This is a genomic window from Labilibaculum filiforme, from assembly GCF_002843315.1.
Taxonomy (GTDB): domain Bacteria; phylum Bacteroidota; class Bacteroidia; order Bacteroidales; family Marinifilaceae; genus Labilibaculum; species Labilibaculum filiforme.
In genome coordinates this window covers 371,694-391,854 of record NZ_MVDD01000002.1, presented here as the reverse complement: position 1 = coordinate 391,854, position 20,161 = coordinate 371,694, and the positions used below count along the sequence as shown (strand labels likewise).

General features: G+C 36.4%; 15 protein-coding genes. 14 read left to right on the top strand and 1 reads right to left on the bottom strand.

What is annotated here, in order from left to right:
* Positions 1 to 26: 26 nt before the first annotated feature.
* The 8 genes from BZG02_RS04235 (at position 27) to BZG02_RS04200 (ending at position 7,635) form a co-directional block, all read left to right on the top strand.
* Complete coding sequence (locus BZG02_RS04235) at positions 27 to 788, top strand: SDR family NAD(P)-dependent oxidoreductase (protein ID WP_218972136.1); 762 nt, start codon at positions 27 to 29, stop codon at positions 786 to 788.
* A gap of 104 nt (positions 789 to 892) precedes the next feature.
* Positions 893 to 1,930, top strand: coding sequence for a sugar kinase (locus tag BZG02_RS04230; protein ID WP_101260297.1), 1,038 nt, complete (start codon positions 893 to 895; stop codon positions 1,928 to 1,930).
* Between the two features lie 94 nt (positions 1,931 to 2,024).
* Entirely contained in the window at positions 2,025 to 2,696 is a 672-nt protein-coding gene (locus tag BZG02_RS04225) for a bifunctional 4-hydroxy-2-oxoglutarate aldolase/2-dehydro-3-deoxy-phosphogluconate aldolase (protein WP_101260151.1), read from the top strand.
* A 292-nt stretch (positions 2,697 to 2,988) separates the two neighbouring features.
* A complete protein-coding gene (locus BZG02_RS04220; RefSeq protein ID WP_101260150.1) occupies positions 2,989 to 3,696 on the top strand; it encodes a FadR/GntR family transcriptional regulator in 708 nt (235 codons plus the stop codon).
* Between the two features lie 234 nt (positions 3,697 to 3,930).
* Complete coding sequence (locus BZG02_RS04215) at positions 3,931 to 4,683, top strand: sulfite exporter TauE/SafE family protein (protein ID WP_101260149.1); 753 nt, start codon at positions 3,931 to 3,933, stop codon at positions 4,681 to 4,683.
* 29 nt (positions 4,684 to 4,712) lie between these two features.
* Positions 4,713 to 5,744 (top strand): sugar kinase, encoded by a 1,032-nt coding sequence (locus BZG02_RS04210; RefSeq protein ID WP_101260148.1) that lies wholly within the window; start codon positions 4,713 to 4,715, stop codon positions 5,742 to 5,744.
* A gap of 502 nt (positions 5,745 to 6,246) precedes the next feature.
* Positions 6,247 to 6,810: a carboxymuconolactone decarboxylase family protein gene (locus tag BZG02_RS04205; RefSeq protein WP_101260147.1), complete on the top strand. Its 564-nt coding sequence runs from the start codon at positions 6,247 to 6,249 to the stop codon at positions 6,808 to 6,810.
* Between the two features lie 30 nt (positions 6,811 to 6,840).
* On the top strand, positions 6,841 to 7,635 hold the full coding sequence (locus BZG02_RS04200) for a peroxiredoxin-like family protein (protein WP_245868056.1): 795 nt from the start codon (positions 6,841 to 6,843) through the stop codon (positions 7,633 to 7,635).
* 309 nt (positions 7,636 to 7,944) lie between these two features.
* On the opposite strand, the gene BZG02_RS04195 is transcribed toward BZG02_RS04200, so the two are convergent.
* Complete coding sequence (locus BZG02_RS04195; RefSeq protein WP_101260146.1) at positions 7,945 to 8,823, bottom strand: AraC family transcriptional regulator; 879 nt, start codon at positions 8,821 to 8,823, stop codon at positions 7,945 to 7,947.
* 338 nt (positions 8,824 to 9,161) lie between these two features.
* Between BZG02_RS04195 and BZG02_RS04190 the strand changes: the two genes are divergently transcribed.
* The 6 genes from BZG02_RS04190 to BZG02_RS04165 all read left to right on the top strand — a co-directional run bounded on the left by BZG02_RS04190 (position 9,162) and on the right by BZG02_RS04165 (position 20,136).
* Positions 9,162 to 10,304 carry a glycoside hydrolase family 26 protein gene (locus BZG02_RS04190; RefSeq protein ID WP_245868055.1) on the top strand — a complete coding sequence of 381 codons (1,143 nt, stop codon included), beginning with the start codon at positions 9,162 to 9,164 and terminating at the stop codon, positions 10,302 to 10,304.
* Between the two features lie 9 nt (positions 10,305 to 10,313).
* The gene (locus BZG02_RS04185; protein WP_101260145.1) at positions 10,314 to 11,489 is read left to right on the top strand and encodes a glycoside hydrolase family 130 protein; all 1,176 of its coding nucleotides are present in this window, start codon (positions 10,314 to 10,316) and stop codon (positions 11,487 to 11,489) included.
* A gap of 194 nt (positions 11,490 to 11,683) precedes the next feature.
* Positions 11,684 to 14,851 (top strand): SusC/RagA family TonB-linked outer membrane protein, encoded by a 3,168-nt coding sequence (locus BZG02_RS04180; RefSeq protein WP_101260144.1) that lies wholly within the window; start codon positions 11,684 to 11,686, stop codon positions 14,849 to 14,851.
* A gap of 17 nt (positions 14,852 to 14,868) precedes the next feature.
* Positions 14,869 to 16,590 carry a RagB/SusD family nutrient uptake outer membrane protein gene (locus tag BZG02_RS04175; RefSeq protein ID WP_218972135.1) on the top strand — a complete coding sequence of 574 codons (1,722 nt, stop codon included), beginning with the start codon at positions 14,869 to 14,871 and terminating at the stop codon, positions 16,588 to 16,590.
* 57 nt (positions 16,591 to 16,647) lie between these two features.
* Complete coding sequence (locus BZG02_RS04170; RefSeq protein WP_101260142.1) at positions 16,648 to 17,829, top strand: glycan-binding surface protein; 1,182 nt, start codon at positions 16,648 to 16,650, stop codon at positions 17,827 to 17,829.
* A gap of 27 nt (positions 17,830 to 17,856) precedes the next feature.
* Positions 17,857 to 20,136 (top strand): IPT/TIG domain-containing protein, encoded by a 2,280-nt coding sequence (locus tag BZG02_RS04165; RefSeq protein ID WP_101260141.1) that lies wholly within the window; start codon positions 17,857 to 17,859, stop codon positions 20,134 to 20,136.
* The last annotated feature ends 25 nt before the right edge of the window (positions 20,137 to 20,161 follow it).

Here is a 20,161-nt window from a genome sequence, read left to right as displayed (position 1 = left end):
TTAATATAACATTTAAACAAACAATTATGAAATCAGAAGGAAAAGTAGCCGTTATTACTGGAGCGACTGGAGGGATTGGTTTTCAAGTAGCCAAAAGATTAGGTAAAGATGGATACACTGTAGTTTTAAACGGTATCGAAGATGAAGCGGGAGCTGAAAGAGTAAAAGAGCTTACTGCAGAGGGTATTAAGGCAGAGTATTTTGGTTTTGATGTTACAAGCGATGAGGCTGTGACTTCCAATATTAAAAAAATTGGAGAGAAGTATGGTAAGATTGATCTTTTAGTAAACAATGCAGGTGGATTAGGTGGAAGATCTCGATTTGAAGAAATGACAACTGAATTTTATCGATTCGTGATGGCTTTGAATCTTGATTCTGTATTTTTTGCTTCAAGAGCTGCAATTCCTTTCCTTAAAAAAGGAAAAAATGCTTCTATTATCAATTATACTTCAAATGCAGCATGGAATGCAGGCGGACCAGGTGCTGGTGTTTATGGAACATCAAAAGCTGGAGTTCATGCAATTACAAGAGCATTAGCAAAAGATTTGGCTGAATATGGAATTAGAGTGAATGCAGTATCACCAGGTACAATTGATACTCCATTTCACGCGCAAATTAAAGCAACTAAACCTGAAGTTTTTGCTTCGTGGGCAAATAGTATTTTATTAGGAAGAATTGGGCAACCAGAAGAGGTTGCTTCTGTTATCTCTTTCTTAGCAAGTGATGATGCCGCTTTTATTACGGCTGAAACAATTCAAATTGGTGGTGGTCAGGCTTTAGGAATATAAGAAATTTACTAATTTCTTAAAAACTTTGGTTAGCAAGTTCCGGGGAGCTGTATTATTCCCAATCGCTCCCCGGAATGTTGTTTCATTTTTTACAATCAAAAAATATGAGTCAGAAAGTTATTAGCTTCGGAGAAATTATGTTACGATTATCTACCCCTGGATATCAGAGGTTTAATCAGGCATCCGAATTTGTTGCTACTTATGGCGGTGGAGAAGCCAATGTAGCGGTTTCTTTAGCAAATTATGGCATTGAATCAGAATTTGTAACCCGTTTGCCAAAAAATGATATTGGTAGAACTTGTGCAATGGAGCTTCGAAAATATGGTGTTGGAATCGATCAGATTATTTATGGAGGAGATCGTTTAGGAATCTATTTTCTGGAAACCGGAGCGGTAAGTCGTGGTAGTAAGGTAGTATACGATCGTGCAAACTCTGCAATTTCTCAAGTTGAAATTGGTATGATCGACTGGGATCAGGTTTTCGATGGTGCTACTTGGTTTCATTGGACTGGTATTACTCCAGCTATTTCGCAAGGAGCTGCAGCTGTTTGTTTGGAAGCAATTAAAAAAGCAAACGAGAAAGGCATTACCGTTTCTTGCGACTTAAATTACCGGAAGAATCTATGGAAATACGGAAAAACTGCAGGGGAAGTGATGCCCGAATTGGTTGCAGGTACCGATATTATTCTTGGAAACGAGGAAGATGCCGAGAAAGTATTAGGAGTGAAGCCAGAAGGTATTGATGTGACTGGTGGTCATGTAGAAGGAGCGGCTTATGAGTCAGTGTCTAAACAGATCATGAAACAATTTCCACGTTGTAAAAAAGTGATTACCACTTTGCGTGGATCTATTAACGCAAATCACAATTCGTGGGCAGGTGTTCTATGGGATGGAAAATCACTTTACGAATCGCCAACCTATCAAATTACACATATTGTAGATCGCGTAGGAGGCGGTGATTCATTTATGGGAGGATTAATTTACGGCCTACTAACTTGGCCTGAAAATGATCAAAAAGCATTGAATTTTGCTGTTGCAGCTTCCTGTTTAAAGCATACCATTTTTGGTGATTTTAACCAAGTGAGTGTAGATGAGGTAGAAAAGCTAATGGATGGAGATGCTTCTGGAAGAGTCGCACGATAAAATAATTAGGTGTTACGAATTAGAAATTGATAAGGATAAATAATGCATTGATAATTTTTAATTCGTAATTCTAAATTCATAATTAAATTAAAATATGGCACAGTTTTCTCGAATAGAGGTTGCATTAAAAATGGCAGAAACCGGTATTGTACCTGTTTTTTTTCATAAGGATATTGAGATTTGCAAAAAGGTTGTTAAGGCTTGTTATGATGGTGGAATTCGTGTGTTCGAATTTACAAATCGCGGAGATTTTGCACATGAAGTGTTTGCAGAATTAATCAAGTGGTCAATATGTAATACGCCAGAAATGATGCTTGGAATAGGCTCTATTGTTGATCCTGGAACTACATCCTTATATATTCAACTAGGAGCTAATTTTGTTGTTTCGCCGGTGTTAAATCCTGAAATGGCAAAGGTTTGTAACCGAAGAAAAATACTTTGGTCTCCAGGTTGTGGTAGTTTAAGTGATATTAGTTATGCGGAAGAGTTAGGTGCTGAAGTATGTAAAATATTTCCAGGTTCTTCGGTAGGTGGTCCTGAATTTGTAAAAGCAATAAAGGGACCATGTGCTTGGTCGTCTATTATGCCAACAGGCGGAGTTACTCCTGATCGGGAGAATTTAACCGAATGGTTTAAGGCAGGCGTTACTTGCGTAGGCATGGGATCACAGTTAATTGGTAAAAGTGTAATTGAAGAAGGAAAATACGATGAATTGACACAAACTGCAAAAAATGCCTTGCAAATTGTTCAAGAATTAAAGAAGTAAGAATTCAGTAGTGTGTAGAAAAGGCAAAAGCATATCTCTTAAATATCAAATGAGTTAAGTGGTAGACCAATTAAAGGAGAATAGTGTTTTTTTTAGAAGAATAAATTGGTGTTTTTATTGGTTAATCTGATTTTGCGTTTAGTAAAAAGGTGTTTAAAGTATTGTTTTTGCCTTGTTTATAGCACCTTTCCACAAATTGTGTCTTAGGAGTTTGTAAACAGGTGAAAAGTAGCTAGATTTGTCCAACCAATAGTCTGTATAAATGGGCTTGTAGTAAAATTTAGTTATTTGTATGGAATTATTAGATAATTTTAAAGCAATTGAGGTAGAAACTCCCGTTGATAAAATTATTCGTCAAATTCGCAGTTTAATTGTGTCTGGTTATCTGGCTCCTGGTGATAAGTTGCCTTCAGAACGAAAGCTATCCGAAAAATTAGGGGTGGGAAGAACATATATCAGAGATGCAATCAAAAAATTGGAGTTTTTTGGAATTTTAACAACCCATCCTCAGTCTGGTGTTGTGGTAAATGGCACAGATATTTCGGCTATGGAAGGTCTGTTTTCAAACGTGATGAAAATAGAACGGCCGGATTTCTTCTCTTTGGTGGAAACCAGAGTGAGTATGGAGCTTTTTTCGGTGCAAAATGCAACGAAAAGAAGAACAGACGAAGATCTGAAAAATCTGGAGAAGGCTTTGGAGGCTTACGAGGCGAAGATAAAAATAAGCCAACATGCCGAAAATGAGGATTTTTTGTTTCACTTAAAAATTGCCGAGGCTGGTCATAATGCAGTGGTTAAGACCATGATGCTGATTATTTTGCCGGATATTTTGGCCATTTATAAGAAAGAAAATTTCTGTGGTGAAGATGAAAAGCTGAAAAGATTGGGTGAACATCGGGCTATTTTAGATGCGATTAAAGAAAAAGATGCCGATAAAGCAGTTCTTTTAATGCAAGAGCATCTTAAAAACGTATTAGAGTTTAGCAAAAAAATATTGTAATTGAATTAGTGCGTGTGAGCGCACTAATTTTTTATCCGATAAGTAGTTCTCCATATAAACTGTTTATCTTTTTCACCTTCTACATGTTATGGATCTTCCCTCGGATTGATCCATTCTCCTGTTTGTACCCTTACTTAGAATTAAGAATTGTTTTTATTAGCAATTAGGCTTAAAAAAAGCAGAACGATAGATAGTTGGGCTGTTGCCAAAAAGTCGCAAATTTAAAAGGGAAGAATGGAAATCTTAGAATCACTTTTTATTGTTGTTGCAGGTGTTGTTGCTGGCTTCCTAAATGTTGTTGCCGGTGGCGGATCGCTTATTACTTTACCACTCCTAATTTTTTTAGGATTGCCTCCAACTATTGCTAATGGAACCAACCGAATTGCAATTTTGGCGCAGAATAGTTTTGCGATAGCTAAGTTTAATCAAAAAGGTGTAAGTTCTTATCCTTATAGTATTTACTTGGGAATATCGGCTTTAATTGGGTCTACTTTAGGAGCCTTATTGGTGGTCGATCTCGATGAAGTTTTGTTTAAGCGAATTCTCTCTGTTGTGATGGTGGTAGTAGCCATTTTAATTTTGTTTAACTCAAAAGCGAGTGGGCTCGAAAAAGCCGAAAAAATGGAATTTAAGAATCAATTTTGGGGAGTAGTAAGTTTCTTTTTTATTGGAATTTATGGTGGTTTTCTGCATGCTGGAATTGGGTTTATTATCATTTTGGCACTCACAAAAATAAATGGTTTTTCATTGGTGAAAACCAATAGCATTAAAGTAACGGTTGCTTTTGTTTACACCATTGCTGCAGTAGGGGTTTTTATTTATAAAGATGCCATTAATTGGCAATATGCTTTGGTATTGTCTGTCGGAAACGCTTTTGGCGGATATCTAGGATCCGTTTTCTCGGTGAAGAGAGGTGATAAATGGATTAAGGCAATACTTTTGGTAACGATTGTAGTATTGGCAATTAAATTGTGGTTTTTCCAGTAATAATTAATGAAGATTAGTTGTAGAGATTTATGAATAATAAAGTAATTACTTTCGGAGAAGTTATGTTGAGATTGGCAACGCCTGAATACAAACGCTTTTCACAAAGCAATTCCTTTGTTGCTACGTTTGGTGGTGGAGAAGTGAATGTCTCTGTATCCTTGGCCAACTTTGGGATTCCTACTGCTTATGTTACCCGATTACCCAATAATGATATTGGAAAATCCTGTAAAGAGAAACTAAATGAGTTTGGTATAGATACAAGTCATATTGTTTTTGGAGGAGAACGCTTGGGAATTTACTATTTGGAAACAGGGGCGGTTGCCAGAGGTTCTAAAGTTGTTTACGATCGTGAAAATTCTGTTTTTACGAGTCTAGAAAAAGGCATGATTAATTGGGATGAGGTATTTAAAGATGCGTGTTGGTTTCATTGGACTGGAATTACACCTGCTATTTCGCCCGGTGCAACGCGGGTATTGGAAGAGGCTTTGGAAAAAGCGAATGAGAAAGGAATTACCGTTTCGTGCGATGTGAATTATCGTAGTAAGCTTTGGAAAGAAGGTATTAAGGCAGAAGAGGTGATGCCTCGCTTGATTGCAAAAACGAATGTGCTGATCGGAAATGAATTCGATGCAGAGAAAGTACTGGGGATTCGAAATAAATTGCCAGTTGGAGTAGAATATTCAAAATTTACATTTGAATTAATTGCCAAGCAACTCATGCAGAAATACCCGAGGCTCGAGAAAGTAATTACAACTCGTCGAGGTACTATTAGTGCTAACCATAACTCTTGGGTAGGTATTTTATTTAACGGAGAAAAGGTTTTTGAATCTCCTACCTATCAAATGACTCACATTGTTGACCGCGTAGGGGGAGGTGATGCTTTAATGGCGGGATTGATTTATGGTTTTTTAAATTGGCCCAATAACGATCAAAAAACCATTTGTTTTGCGGTTGCAGCCTCTTTTTTAAAACACACTATTTCCGGAGATGGAAACGATGTTTGTATCGAAGAAGTAAAACAGTTGGTGAAAGGTGATTTAGCTGGAAAAATTGACTGGTAGTAAGAAGGGAGTGTAAATAACTTCCATCAAATTGCAGCTAAACTAGTTTTAATGATGAGTTATTGGAAAATCGTGTATTTGAACCTCTATCTTGGTCGATGATTCGTCTCCTTTGCTAGTATTCGGTTGGGTGTAACAGTCCACTTTAAAATTACAAGCTCTTGCATTTACTTGATAATTATAAATGTATTTTTTTTGTAATCTTTTCGCCTGCCTAATAAAGTAGCTTTTTGCATAAGTGGCAAGTTTCTATATATCTTATGTTTACAGAATTTGTTCTGTAAGAAACTTGCTTAGTAAAATATCTAAGCGAAAGCTTTGTAAAAATTTGCTTTTATCTAAACGAATGCTTAGGTTTGTTAAGTCTTTTAATTTATTGCTCGAAAATAGGAGTTGGAGAGGTTTTAGTTGGAAGGTTTTTTTTAGTTTAAATCTAAGCGTACGCTTAGATAGTTTTGATAGAAAATAATTATAATAATTATAATAATTTAAGAATAGAAGCATGAGTATTTTTAAAATTCATAGTGTAGAATCGGCTCCTGAGAAGAGTAAACCATTATTAGAAAAATCAGTAAAAGCATTTGGTATGGTACCAGGTTTGCATGCTGTTTTAGCAGAATCTCCTGGTTTGCTGGAGGCATATCAAATGTTGCATGAGTTGTTTGTAAACACCTCGTTTAACGATGAAGAGTTAACTGTTGTTTGGCAAACTATTAATGTAGAACACGAATGCCACTATTGTGTGCCGGCGCATACAGCTATTGCTAAAATGATGAAGATTGATGATTCCATTATTGAAGCTTTAAGTAATGGTACTGCAATGCCAACTAAAAAATTACAAGCTTTGCATGTGTTTACCCTTGCTATGGTTCGTAATCGTGGAGCTGTAAGCGAAGCAGATATTAACGAATTCTTTGCTGCAGGATATGAACAACGTCACGTTTTGGAAGTTATTTTGGGCTTATCGCAAAAAGTAATTAGTAATTATACAAATCGGGTTGCTGCAACTCCTATTGATAAAGGATTTGAAAAGTATGCTTGGACAAAAGCAAAAAATAACTCGTAGTGTATTATTAACCTAAAACGTAATGATTTTATGAAATGTCAAAATATTTTAATCGGAATAGTAATTGTGTTGGCAAGTGTGAGTTGTCAAAATATAAATAAAAAAGAGACTAAATCTGATGATTCGAAGTCGGTAATTAATGAAAATGTAATGAAAACAAGTGATGAAAGTGGATCTTTAGATGCTAAGCTTGATGAAAGGAGAATGGAATTTGCAAAAGTGGCTCCCGATGAAACCAAGAAAGTGTATGCAGAGGGAATTCAGGCGGTTAAAAAATCGGGGATACTCGAAAAGGCGTTAAATGTTGGAGATAAGGTGCCTGATTTTGTTTTAAATAATCAGATGAACAAATCGGTTAGCTTGTCGGAAGAATTAGAAAACGGACCTGTTGTTTTAATTTGGTATCGTGGTGGTTGGTGTCCTTATTGCAATATCACTTTGCATTTTTTACAAGAGAAGCTTCCTGAATTTAAGGCGTTAGGAGCATCTTTAATTGCTCTTACTCCAGAATTGCCTGATAAATCAATAAGTACGTCGGAAAAACACGAACTTGAATTTAGTGTTTTGAGTGATGTTGATAATAAAGTTGCTAAGGAATATGGAGTTGTATTCGAGTTAACTCCCGAGGTTGCAAGTATTTATCAAAAAGCTTTTAATTTGCACGATTATAATGGAAATGAAAGCAATGAATTGCCGTTGGCAGTAACTTATGTTGTGGATAAAGAAGGAGTAATTCAATATGCATTTTTAGATGCAGATTATAGAAATAGAGCCGAACCTGAAGAAATAATTTCTGCCTTAAAGAAACTAAAATTGAATAAGTAAGAAAATGAAAGGCTTAGTAGGAAATGAATTGGTTTCTTTGATGTTTTACTAGCTTATAAAAAATACAGACAAGTCTGTAGATAATACCAATTTAATTTCAAAATAGACTTTCATTAAAATGAATTAATTTTTAGATGTGACGAGGCAAAAAAGTAAGGCATATCCAAGTTAGTAAGCATCTTTTTTAACGAAGATATAGCTGAAAAGAAATATTTTAGAAGACTTATTTCGATGTTAATTTGGTACGAGATAAAAGGTCAGGCTATTTTTAGTCTGACCTTTCTTATTTTCTGTTATTAGACTCGAATTTTAGTAAACATTTTTTGTTCCCTTAAAATTCATTCTGAATTCGGTAGGTGTACAATCTTGTTTCTTTTTAAAAATACGATTAAAATTAGAGATGTTATTGAAACCGCATTCAAAACAAATTTCAGCAATACTATCGTTGCTTTCAATTAGCATTCTGGTGGCGTAACCCAAGCGTATTTCAATTACAAATTCAACAAACGACTTACCAGTTCTTTGCTTAATCAAGCGACTAAATGATATCGACGACATGCTTACTAGTGCAGCCGCATCTTCTAATTTAATTTTTTGTTGGTGATTTTCTTGTATGTATTTATAAATTCGTTCAATTCTTTCACTATTGTGAAAATCATTCTGACGATGAAAAGACATATTCGTCAGTAATTTTTGTTCTCTTGAAATTGCGAGATCATAAAGTAAAGATTGAAAAGCCAAATAGCTATCAAAACCTCTTTTTTGACTAAGGGCAGTAAGTTTGGTTTCCACTAATTTGGTGGTTTCCTTCGAAAATAAAATACCCCTGTTGGCATTGTTTAATAATTCACGAATTGGCTTAAGCATGTTTCGGTTTAAGGTGGTTTCGTCGAACAATTCTCTGGGAAATTGTATGGTTATTTCGTGTAAAAGTTCCGAGCTGTCGTTTTTGTAATTTTCCCAACCATGGTATAAATTAGGACCAACCATTACCAATTCTTTTTCTTTTATCTCTTCAATATGATCTCCTACAATTCGTTTTCCTCCCTGTGCATTTGAGATGTAATTAATCTCAAATTCTGGATGAAAGTGAATGGGGAAATTAAATGCATTCCTTTCACGATCAAAGATTAAAAAACAATCGTTCTCTTTTAAAGGGGTAATCTCCCTGTGGATTTGGTCTTTCATTGGTTTCTATTTTGTGCAATGTTACGCAAAATGATAAGATAGTACAATAGATACAGTGCAAATAGTATCAAAAAGGATGTGTAATTGAATGGATGCGTTCGTTATTTGCTAGTGAAGATCCCATTATTGGCGCGGTGTTGCAATGATTACCTGATTTTAAATAGACTCGAAAAGTTTCAAGTGTAAGGTAATGAGTGGTTAGTATGTTTTCTTTTTTGGTTTCAGTAGTGAGTTTTGTAAAATGACTAAAAAGTATCAGTTATAGACAGAAAACTACTTGTGCGGATATCGCAAACGATATAATTTTGAAATGTAATTAAATGCTGAATTTTAGACAGATGATAAAATTACTATTAATAGGAGTATTTAAAAAGCATAATGTAATGATAAGAGCGAAGATAACAGTTGTTTTAGGTCTGGCTGTGTTGATGGCTTGTTGCCAAAAACCAGTTGAGAAAAGTACCAATCCAATTGCAGAACAATTGGAATCTGTGAAAGGAAAAGGAATTCTTTTTGGTCATCAGGATGATTTGGCTTATGGAATGAATTGGAGTTATGTGGATGGTGAATCGGATGTGAAACGTGTTGCCGGAGATTATCCAGCTATGTTTGGTTGGGAATTAGGAGGAGTTGAACTTAAAAATACTCATGATTTGGACAGTATTCCTTTTCAAGTAATGAAAGACTTGGTGGTTAAAGGGTATGAAATGGGAGGCGTGAATACGTTTAGCTGGCACCCTTTTTCGGTAATTAATGGTGAAAATGCATGGAATACCGAAACTGATGTCGTGAAGCATATTTTGCAAAATGGATCACACCATAAGGAGTTTTTAGTACAACTGGATCGGGTTGCCGATTTCCTGCAATCTCTTAAAACTGGAGATGGTGAGGTTGTTCCTTTCATATTTAGACCTTGGCACGAAATGGATGGAACTTGGTTTTGGTGGGGAGCCAAAAATTGTACTCCTGATGAATTTAAAGAACTATTCAGATTCTCGGTTGACTATTTAAAAAATAAGAAAGGATTATCTCAAATGTTGGTGGCTTATTCTCCCGATAGAAATTTCACAAGCTTGGAAGAATATCTTACATGGTATCCGGGTGATGATGTTGTTGACATCATAGGAATGGATAATTATTACGATTTGAAAATGCCGGATGGTGAAAAAGAAGCCATAAAAAAATTACACATATTAATTGCTTACGCAAAAGAAAAACAAAAATTTTCTGCATTAACAGAAACAGGCTTGGAAAATGTTACTGACTCCTTGTGGTTTACACAAAAATTAGGAAAAGTAGTTTCTGATTCATTAGTGAGCAAAGAACTAAGTTATGTAATGGTATGGAGAAATGACCCAAAGGTTCACTTCTTTTTTCCGTACGAAAATCATTCGGCAGCAACAGACGCCAAGAGCTTTTTAGATCAACCTGAAATGCTTTTGTTGAATGATTTTAATAAACTAAAAAAAATAAATAATTAAACTTTTGGTATGAATAAAGAGTTGTTTGCAGAACGAATAAAATTAATTCGTGAAAAACAGGAAGAATTGTTGGGAAGTAGGAATGAAAAGCTGTTTAGTACCAATGGAATATACAATCGGTATGCAAACCCGATTGTAACAAGGGAACATGTACCATTGCACTGGAGGTTTGATTTTAATCCAGAAACCAATCCTTTTTTTATGGAGCGTATTGGTTTTAATGCCGCCTTTAATGCGGGCGCTTTAAAAATAGATGGTAAATACCTGCTTGTAGTTCGTGTTGAAGGGAATGACAGGAAGTCTTTTTTCGCGATTGCTGAAAGCCCGAACGGGATCGATAACTTTAAGTTTTGGGATCGTCCCATAAGTATGCCTCAAACCAAAGAGGAAGATACAAATGTATATGATATGCGCCTTACTCAACACGATGATGGTTGGATTTATGGCATATTTTGTACAGAAAGAAAAGATCCAAACGCACCCGATGGCGATACTTCAAGTGCTGTTGCCGCGGCAGGTATAGCACGTACTAAAGATTTGGTTTGCTGGGAGAGATTGGAGGATTTAAAATCGACATCAGGCCAGCAGCGAAATGTTGTGTTGTTTCCGCATTTAATAGAGGGGAAGTATGCATTTTTCACCCGCCCTCAGGATGGATTTATTGATACTGGAAAAGGCGGAGGAATTGGGTTTGGTTTGTCTGAAACAATTGAAAATTCGGAGGTAAAAGAGGAAGTGATTGTTGATGCAAAAACCTATCATACCATTTACGAGGTGAAAAACGGATTAGGACCAGCCCCAATCCGTACCGATAGCGGATGGCTGCATTTGGCTCACGGGGTTCGAAATACGGCAGCAGGTCTTCGATACACATTATACATGTTTATGACTGATTTGAAAAAGCCATGGATAATTACCCATAAACCTCATGGTCATTTTATTGCGCCTTTAAAGGAAGAGCGTATTGGAGATGTCTCTAATGTTGTGTTTTCGAGTGGATGGATTGCTGATGAAGATGCTAGTGTAAAAATCTATTATGCTTCTTCAGATACACGGATGCATGTGGCAACATCAACAATAGATCAATTATTGGACTATTGCATTAATTCGCCTCAAGATAAATTTCACTCTCATAAATCTGTAAATACTATTAACGACTTAATAAATAAAAATTTCAATTCATGAAAGTGTAATTATATTCAGTTAAGCCACTTAAAGGCTATGTGAAATACCATTCTCCTAATGTGTAAAGACAAGATAATGCGCAGTATCTAATCTTATGATGTTTTATAATTGTTAAATAATTATGATGGGTAAATACAATTACAAAATGTAATGTGTAAATAAATTTAACTATTTAAATCTAAATCTATTTTTTTATGAACAAGAGTCTACAAATCTTGGCGATTATATTTTTGTTTTGTTCTCAGCAATTGGCATACGGACAAAACAAAACAATTACCGGGACAATAACGGATGATCAAAAGCTTCCTTTGCCGGGGGTTTCTGTCGTAATTAAAGGTACTACAAAAGGTACAATTAGTGATGTGGACGGAAATTATAGTTTTGTGGTTCCACAAGGGAAAGCAATACTTGTATTTTCTTTTATAGGTTTTCAGGACAAAATTATTGATGTAAGCAATCTTACTTTGTGTAATGCACAGCTAGAAATCGAAACTGAAGGTTTGGATGAAGTTGTTGTCATTGGATATGGTAAGATGAAAAAAAGTGATTTGACTGGAGCTGTAAGTTCTGTGACAACCGATAAGCTAAAAGGAATGACAATTTCTAATGCTGATCAAATGCTTAAAGGAAGATTAGCAGGAGTTCAGGTGACTCAAAACTCTGGAGCTCCCGGTGGAGCCGCTTCTATTCGAATACGTGGAGCTTCATCAATCAACAATTCTAACGAACCTCTCTATGTAATTGATGGTATTCCATTTAGTGGTGAAGGATCAGAAATTGGTGGTTTTGCCTGGGCTGGTGGAACTGGTGGACAAACAAAAGTTAATCCATTGTCAACTATTGCACCTTCGGATATTGTATCCATGGATGTTTTAAAAGATGCATCAGCTACAGCAATATACGGAGCCGCAGGTGCTAATGGTGTGGTAATCATTCAAACCCGTAGGGGAAAAGCTGGTGAAGCAAAAATTAGCTATGAAGGTTACATGGCATTCCAAAAAGTTGCTAAAAAGCTTGACTTGATGAACTTAAGAGAGTATGCACAATACCAGACTGAACTTGGAAAATTCACACAACAGACAGTTGATGAGGCGTATAAGGATCCATCTGTTCTGGGTGAAGGTACCGATTGGCAAGATGCTATTTATCGTACTGCTCCTTTGCAATCGCATCAATTATCATTAACTGCAGGATCAGAAAAATTTAAACTTGCCGCGAGTGTAGGATACATGAATCAGGATGGAATCATATTTGGTTCTGGTTTTAAACGTTATAACTCACGTCTTAATGTAGATGGGGAAGTTCGTAAATGGCTTAAGATGGGTGCTTCTCTTGCTGTTACCCATACCGACGAAACGATAACTCGTCAAGATGGTACAGATGGTGTAATTATGCAATCTTTAACTATGCAGCCTTCGGTACCAGTATTTAACTTTGATGGCAGCTGGGCTGGTCCTGGTGATATTAATGGAGCTTCTCAATACAATCCTGTTTGGCTGGCCAAAATGCAAAATAACACATTGGTTCGTAATCGAGCTATGGGAAATGTGTATTTATCAATCGATCCGATTAAAAATCTGAACATTCGAAGTGAGTTTGGATACGATATATCTAGCAGCAAAAACAAGAGTTTTATACCAACTTATGATTTCGGTCTAATTTCATCCGACCTCAATAAAATGATGCAGCGGGAAGATAATTCTGTTTATTGGTTGTGGAAAAATTATGCAACCTACAATTTCAAGATCGAAAAACATGGTTTTAATATCATGGCTGGTGCAGAGATGTCGAAAACAGCATGGGAGGGAACTCAACTGATTAAACAAGGATTTACAACAGATGATATTTTTGTGATGACAGAAGATGGTGTTTTTGTATCCAATGATGGATCGAAAGATGAAGCAACCAGCTCTTCGGTGTTTAGTCGATTTAATTACAATTATGACGACAGGTATTTATTAACTGCAACCTTCCGTGCTGATGGATCTTCAAAGTTTGGATCAGATAATAAATGGGGTTATTTCCCTTCTGCAGCTGTAGCTTGGAGAGTTTCACAGGAATCATTTCTTAAAAGTTCTGACTTGGTTAGTAATTTGAAGTTAAGATTAGGATATGGTATGGTTGGCAACAGCAATATTGGTACTTATAAATACGGTTCGGCTATGCATACCATGACAACACCTTTGGGAACAGCATACCGATTAGCCAATGTATCCAATCCAAAGCTAAAATGGGAAGCATCGCAGCAGTACAATGCTGGTATTGATTTAGGAATTATTCAAAATAAAGTTTCTCTAACAGTTGATATGTATCGAAAATCTACTAAAGATTTATTGATGCAAGTTTCAATTCCTTCCTATTTAGGGGATGAAAATGAATACAATGGAATTGCTGCACCTTTTGTTAATATTGGTGAAACGCGCAACCAGGGTGTTGAAGTCTCTTTAAATACGGTAAACTTATCGAATGATAAATTTAAATGGTCGACTGATGTTGTTGTTTCTGTAAATAGAAATAAAGTAATTGCCTTAAATGATGATTCTCAGGTGATTTATGGAAATCTTGATTGGTGGAGTGAATTCCAAACAGCAACAGCCATAATGGTCGGTCAACCAATGGGAGTCTATTATGGGTACAAAACGGACCGTTTATTTACCGATGAAGGAGATATCTTAAATTCTCCTGTTCAAGTTAAAGATCCTGGAAATTCTGATGTCAATTTATACAATCAGAAAACAGGTGTTTACGTTGGCGATATTAAATTTCAGGATTTAAATTCTGATGGAGTGATTGATGACAATGACCAAACAGTAATTGGAGATCCAAATCCAGAATTCACATTCGGATTTAATAACACTTTTAGCTACAAAAATTTAGAATTATCAGTAGGAGTAAGTGGAGTTTATGGTGGCGATGTGTTAAATTTTTCCAGATTCAGAACCGAAGGTATGACTTCAATTTGGGATAATCAGTCGAAAGCTGTTGTTAACAGAGCTCAGGTTGGAACCGATGGATCGGGTAATGCTTATCTTTTAAACTCAGAGGCAAATATACCTCGTCCTTCAACCAACGATTTTAACAGAAACACCCGAATGAGTGATCGTTGGATTGAAGATGGAAGTTATTTAAGAATATCAAATATTACTCTTGGATACAGTGTTCCAAAATCTGCATTAAAATACATCGGATTGTCAAATGTTAAGTTTTATGGAACAGTTCAAAATGTCTTTACTTGGACAAACTATTCTGGTTACGACCCTGAAGTTGGAGCTTACAACCAATCTGCATTGTATCAAAATATTGATATGGGACGTTATCCAACTCCTCGTACTTATACTTTTGGTATTAATGTTGGATTTTAAACTAAAAAATGAAGAAGATGAAGAATTTATTTAAAATCATATATTTTTTAATTGTTGTAATGACAATGGGTGGTTGTGACGATTTTCTGACTGTGGTGCCACAGGATTCACTCGTTGCAGAAAACTATTATACTTCAGAGTCCAACGTAAGGGCTAATACGGCATCGCTTTATGGCAGTGTTTGGTGGGATTTCCACACTCAATTTATGTGGTTGGCAGGAGACGAATTAGCAGGTGATATTTATTACACCTACGATGCCGAAGGTCAGTTTTATTACAATCAGGTTGGAGCTGGTAATAAATTTAACAATACTGGCTGGGAAGGTTTATACCGTGTGGTATCTTTTTCTAACTCGATTATAAACGACATGCCATCATCCGCACGCCTAAATGGTGTTTCAGAAGATGTAATTCAAAAAGCGCTCGGCGAAGCCCGTTTCATGAGAGCTGTAGCTTACTATTATATTGCTGAAAATTGGGGTGAAGCGCCTATTATTGAAAATGCCACAGAGTTGATTACTTCAGGAAACGTCGCCGATATTTACGTTAATAAACATACACAATCAAACCTATATAGGTTTATGTGTGAAGATCTGGAGTTTGCTGCAAGTATTCTTCCAAATACGGATGAAGAGGGACGTGTAACCAAATGGTCGGCCTTAGGTATGTTGGCAAAAGTTTACATAACCAGAGGAGCCTATGAGGCAAATGGTGATTATTTTACTTTAGCGAAGGAGTATGCTCGTCAGGTAATTGAAGAATCGAACCTTGCTTTGTATGATAATTTTTCTTCGATGTTTGATGTAGAAGCGAATAACAGTTCTGAATCTCTTTTCTCTATTCAATGCATGGTAGGAAGTTATGGCGACGGGAATGCACGCAATGTAAATTGGAGTCGGGGATCTCGTATTGCAGACCAAACATGGGGAGCAGGAAAAGGACCTACTATTTCACTGCAGGAACTTTTTAATGAACAGCCTAATGATGCCCGCCGTAAATGGACTTATATGACTCATGGAGATTATTATGAGAATCTAGACAAGGCCAATGGTGGATATACATACCAATTCTCATACCGCGATCCGGATGATTTAGATACTCAGGTAGAATCAACGAATGGGATGTTAGCACATATTAAAAAGTATGTTATTGGTAAATCCGCTGATACAGGAGGACAAGTAGGTACAAATCAGGATGCAGGTAACAATATTTACATTCTGCGACTTTCCGATGTTTACTTCCTTTATGCCGAAGCAACAATGGGTTTAGGCGAATCAACATCAGATGCCACAGCAATCGGAAATATCAATAAAGTATTGGATACGCAGGGTGCGGGCTACAATGTCTCAGCTCCTTTAAGCTTTCTTGATTTAATTAAAGAGCGTCGCAAGGAATTTGCTTTTGAAGGAAATTCGTGGTACGATATAAAACGTTACTACTATAGAGATAACACTGCTGCTATAGAATATTTGAATAGCATGAAAAGAGACCAATTGTATCAATTTGATTTCAACACTAACAATTTGGATGGATTATCCACTGCTGACAAATATGTTCTTGAGAACGATCGAAATTCTTATGTAATCGGATGGGAAACTACTGACACTGGAGAATGGGATGGAGAACGTGTTAATAATATAGTTTTCAATAGTTCATCAATGTACATTAGTTTACCTGCTGAGGTAACTACAAAAGCGCCTATTTTACTTGAAGGAGCAGTTGATTATTATAGTGAATAAAATGTATCGTAACTATGGCAAACTCCTAATAATTAAGGATTAGAAAAAAATAAGCATATGAAAAATATACTAAAGATATTATCATTCCTATTTATAGTAACATTGGGTTTTACGGCCTGTGATAAAGATGACGATGGAGGCACACCGTCCATTCAATACGTACGCCCTACCGAAGCAGCGGCTTCCGACTCATTACTGATTAGTGCTTCAATGGGGCAAACTATTACTATAATAGGAAAAGATTTGCAGGATGTTGTTTCCATTTATTTTAATGATCAGCAAGCCAAGCTAAATCCAACTTACGTAACTTCATTTTCTATTATTGTTACGGTTCCTGGATCAATTCCTAATGAAATTACAAATACGATGACTTTAACCACTTTGTCAGGTAAAAGTTTGGTTTATGATTTTACAACTAAAATTACTCCTCCAACGATTAAAGCAGTAAGTTGCGAATGGGCTGGGGATGACTCAGAAATAATCCTTTACGGCTCGTACTTTTTTCCAAAAGCAGATGGCGATATACAGGTTTTGTTTCCAGGTAATTTACTAGCTGAAGTGGTTGATTTTACCGCTGAATCTATTACAGCTATTGTGCCGAATGGAGCGATGAAAGGTTACATTACTGTAACTAATGATTATGGAACAGGGCGCACATCTTTTATTTTCAGAGATGATAGTGATATTTTTATTGATGCTGAAAACACTTCAGAATGGAATGCCTGGTCCTTATCGGGTTTTGATTCTGTTGATGGAATTGATGGATCGTATGTGAATTTTGAAGGTGCAACAGGTGCTTGGGCCTGGCCATCTAATGCAATTCAAATGTTTTATGTAAATCCAGATGCACAACCTCTTGTTTCGGTGGGTGAAGTGACTGATTATGTGTTGAAATTTGAATATTTCTGTCATGAATGGCACGATACACCCATGTTAATTTGGTTTGACAATGATGGCAGTCATAATGTAGATGGAGCCGATGCTCAATACCATTGGAAACCTTATAGTAATAATGGTGTTTCAGAGAATTATACAACTGATGGTTGGATAACTGTAACAATGCCAATTTCGGATTTTAAGTATAGCAAGGATGAATCGGAAACAGATCGTGCGATTACAAGTTTTGATGAACTTCAGAATTTAAATGTAATGTGGTTTGGAGATGTTAACGAATCAACTACCGAATTCGGGTTGAAATTATGGATTGATAATGTTCGCCTTGTTAATGTTAAAAAATAAAAATCGAACAAAAAACGAATTTTAGTTATGGAAAATATAATATATAATCGATTACGTATAGCATTAATATGCATTACACTATTGGCTGGTATATTTGTGGCTTCTTGCGACAAAGACGATGACAATGGTGGAAGGATTGAGCTATATTCATTTGGACCTAGTCCGGTTTTACGTGGCAATGATATCCATTTTATAGGGGAAAATCTTGACTTAGTTTCATCTGTTGTATTACCGGATAACATTGAGGTTACCAATATTACAGTGCTTAGTAGCTCCGAAATTACGATTACAGTGCCACAGGAGGCTAGACCAGGTCTTGTGACTTTAAACTATAAAGGAGGTTCTATTACAACAAAATCAAAAATTGGCTATACTGAACCTTACTCAATTACCTCTATTTCTCCAACTGAAACCGCGGTTCGTGAAGGAGAAGAGGTGACAATTAGCGGCGATTACCTAAACAACATTGTAAAAGTAGTTTTTCAGGGAAGTGCAAGTGTTGATTCGGCTAATTTTGTATCTCAATCTCGTAAGGAAATAGTTTTAAAAGTACCAAAAGAAGCTGTTTCGGGTAAGATCATCATTGAAGATGCAAATGAGAATCAATTGTATTCGGATTTGGAATTAACCATTTCACAGCCTGTACTAACGAGTTTCGCACCAACACTAATTAAGGCGGGTAATAATATAGTGATTAGTGGGGTAAATCTAGATTTGGTTTCAGAAGTAATCTTTTCCGGAGATTCATCGGTTGTGGCTAAAGATTTTGTAAGCATGAGCGCAACCTCTATCGAGGTAGTAAGTTCTGCTTATATTCAGGATGGTGCTATTACTTTGAAGGCTTATTCCGGTGTTGAAGTAGTTAGCACTGAATCTGTAACAACCATTATTCCATCAGGACTAAGTATTGCTGCTGTAAGTCGGTACAAAGCTGGACTTGAAGTGCTTATTTCAGGATCTGATCTTGATTTGACAACTTCGGTGCAGTTTGCAGGAGGAACTGCAATAACCGAATTCACTTATGATGGGACTGGCATAACCGTTACTATTCCTGATGATGCAATTGATGGAATGCTTGCTCTTAATACTGCTTCCGGTAAAAGTGCATCCACAGATGCTATTGTATTGGCAAAATCGGTCGTAACCGATATAACACCAAATCCGGTCGATGCAAATAACGACATTACAATTACTGGTACTGATTTGGACTTGGTGAAATCTGTCACTTTTGCGAATGATTTAACCGTTGATGTAAGTCCTGAATCCAGCACAAGCATAACCGTTAAAGTTCCAATGCTGGCCACAACAGGTGTGTTGGTATTGACCATGAGCAACGGAGGAACGGTTAACACTTCCGCAATAACTATAAATAGTCCTGATTATTGCTATATTCCAATACTTCCTGATTCCGAGACGGAGATTAATTCGGGTAAAATATTCTCGATTGATGTAGTAAATGGGGACGCATTAACAGAGGTAAAAGTGGATGGTAATACGACTAGTTCTTTTGTTGAAGGAACTACTATGTATGTTTTTATTCCAAGTAAGGCTAACGGCAATACCGATTTAACTTTGATTTCTGCTACAGGAAGTATTTCATACACAATCTCAGTAATTGGTGTTAGTAGTATAGAAACAGTAATTATGAATGAGACTCATGATTTGGCATCATGGGCAAGTGAAGATGCTGGTGGAGCTTTTCGTCTTTACAAACCTTCTTTTGACGGAGTACAGGCAGGGTCAATCTTGAAATTCTATTTTACCGTATCAGCTACTCCGGGAAAAATGCAGATTAATGATGCAAATTGGGGAGAACAAGCCATGCTGGAGTTTAGCGATGCAGCCCAAACATCTTATGAAATGGAGCTGACACAGGAATTTCTGGATCAGATATTAAATACAAGTGACGGATGGTCTGAAACTGCTACGATAATACAAGGCCAAAATTTGGTTATATCGAAGGTGTCTGTTATTACTTTCGTGGCCTCAGCTTCTGAAACGGTTTGGACAGGCTCACAAGTAATGCCTGGTGATTGGTCAGGAAATATTCAATTATCTGCCGATCTCTTTACTTCTGCAAATGTTGGTGATGTAATTTACGTAAAAACCATAGATGTTCTGACTGGGGCACAAGGTTCGTTAAAAAATGGCTCATGGACAGAAATAGCTGCAGGAACGGATTACTTCGATATAAGCGGAGATTTTGAACTGACGATTACAGCAGATATTTTAACAGCATTGCAATCGGGAGGATTGATAATTGGTGGGCATGATTATACTGCAACAGAAGTTTCTATCGGATCCTAATAAAATTTTAATTCAATTTTGAATT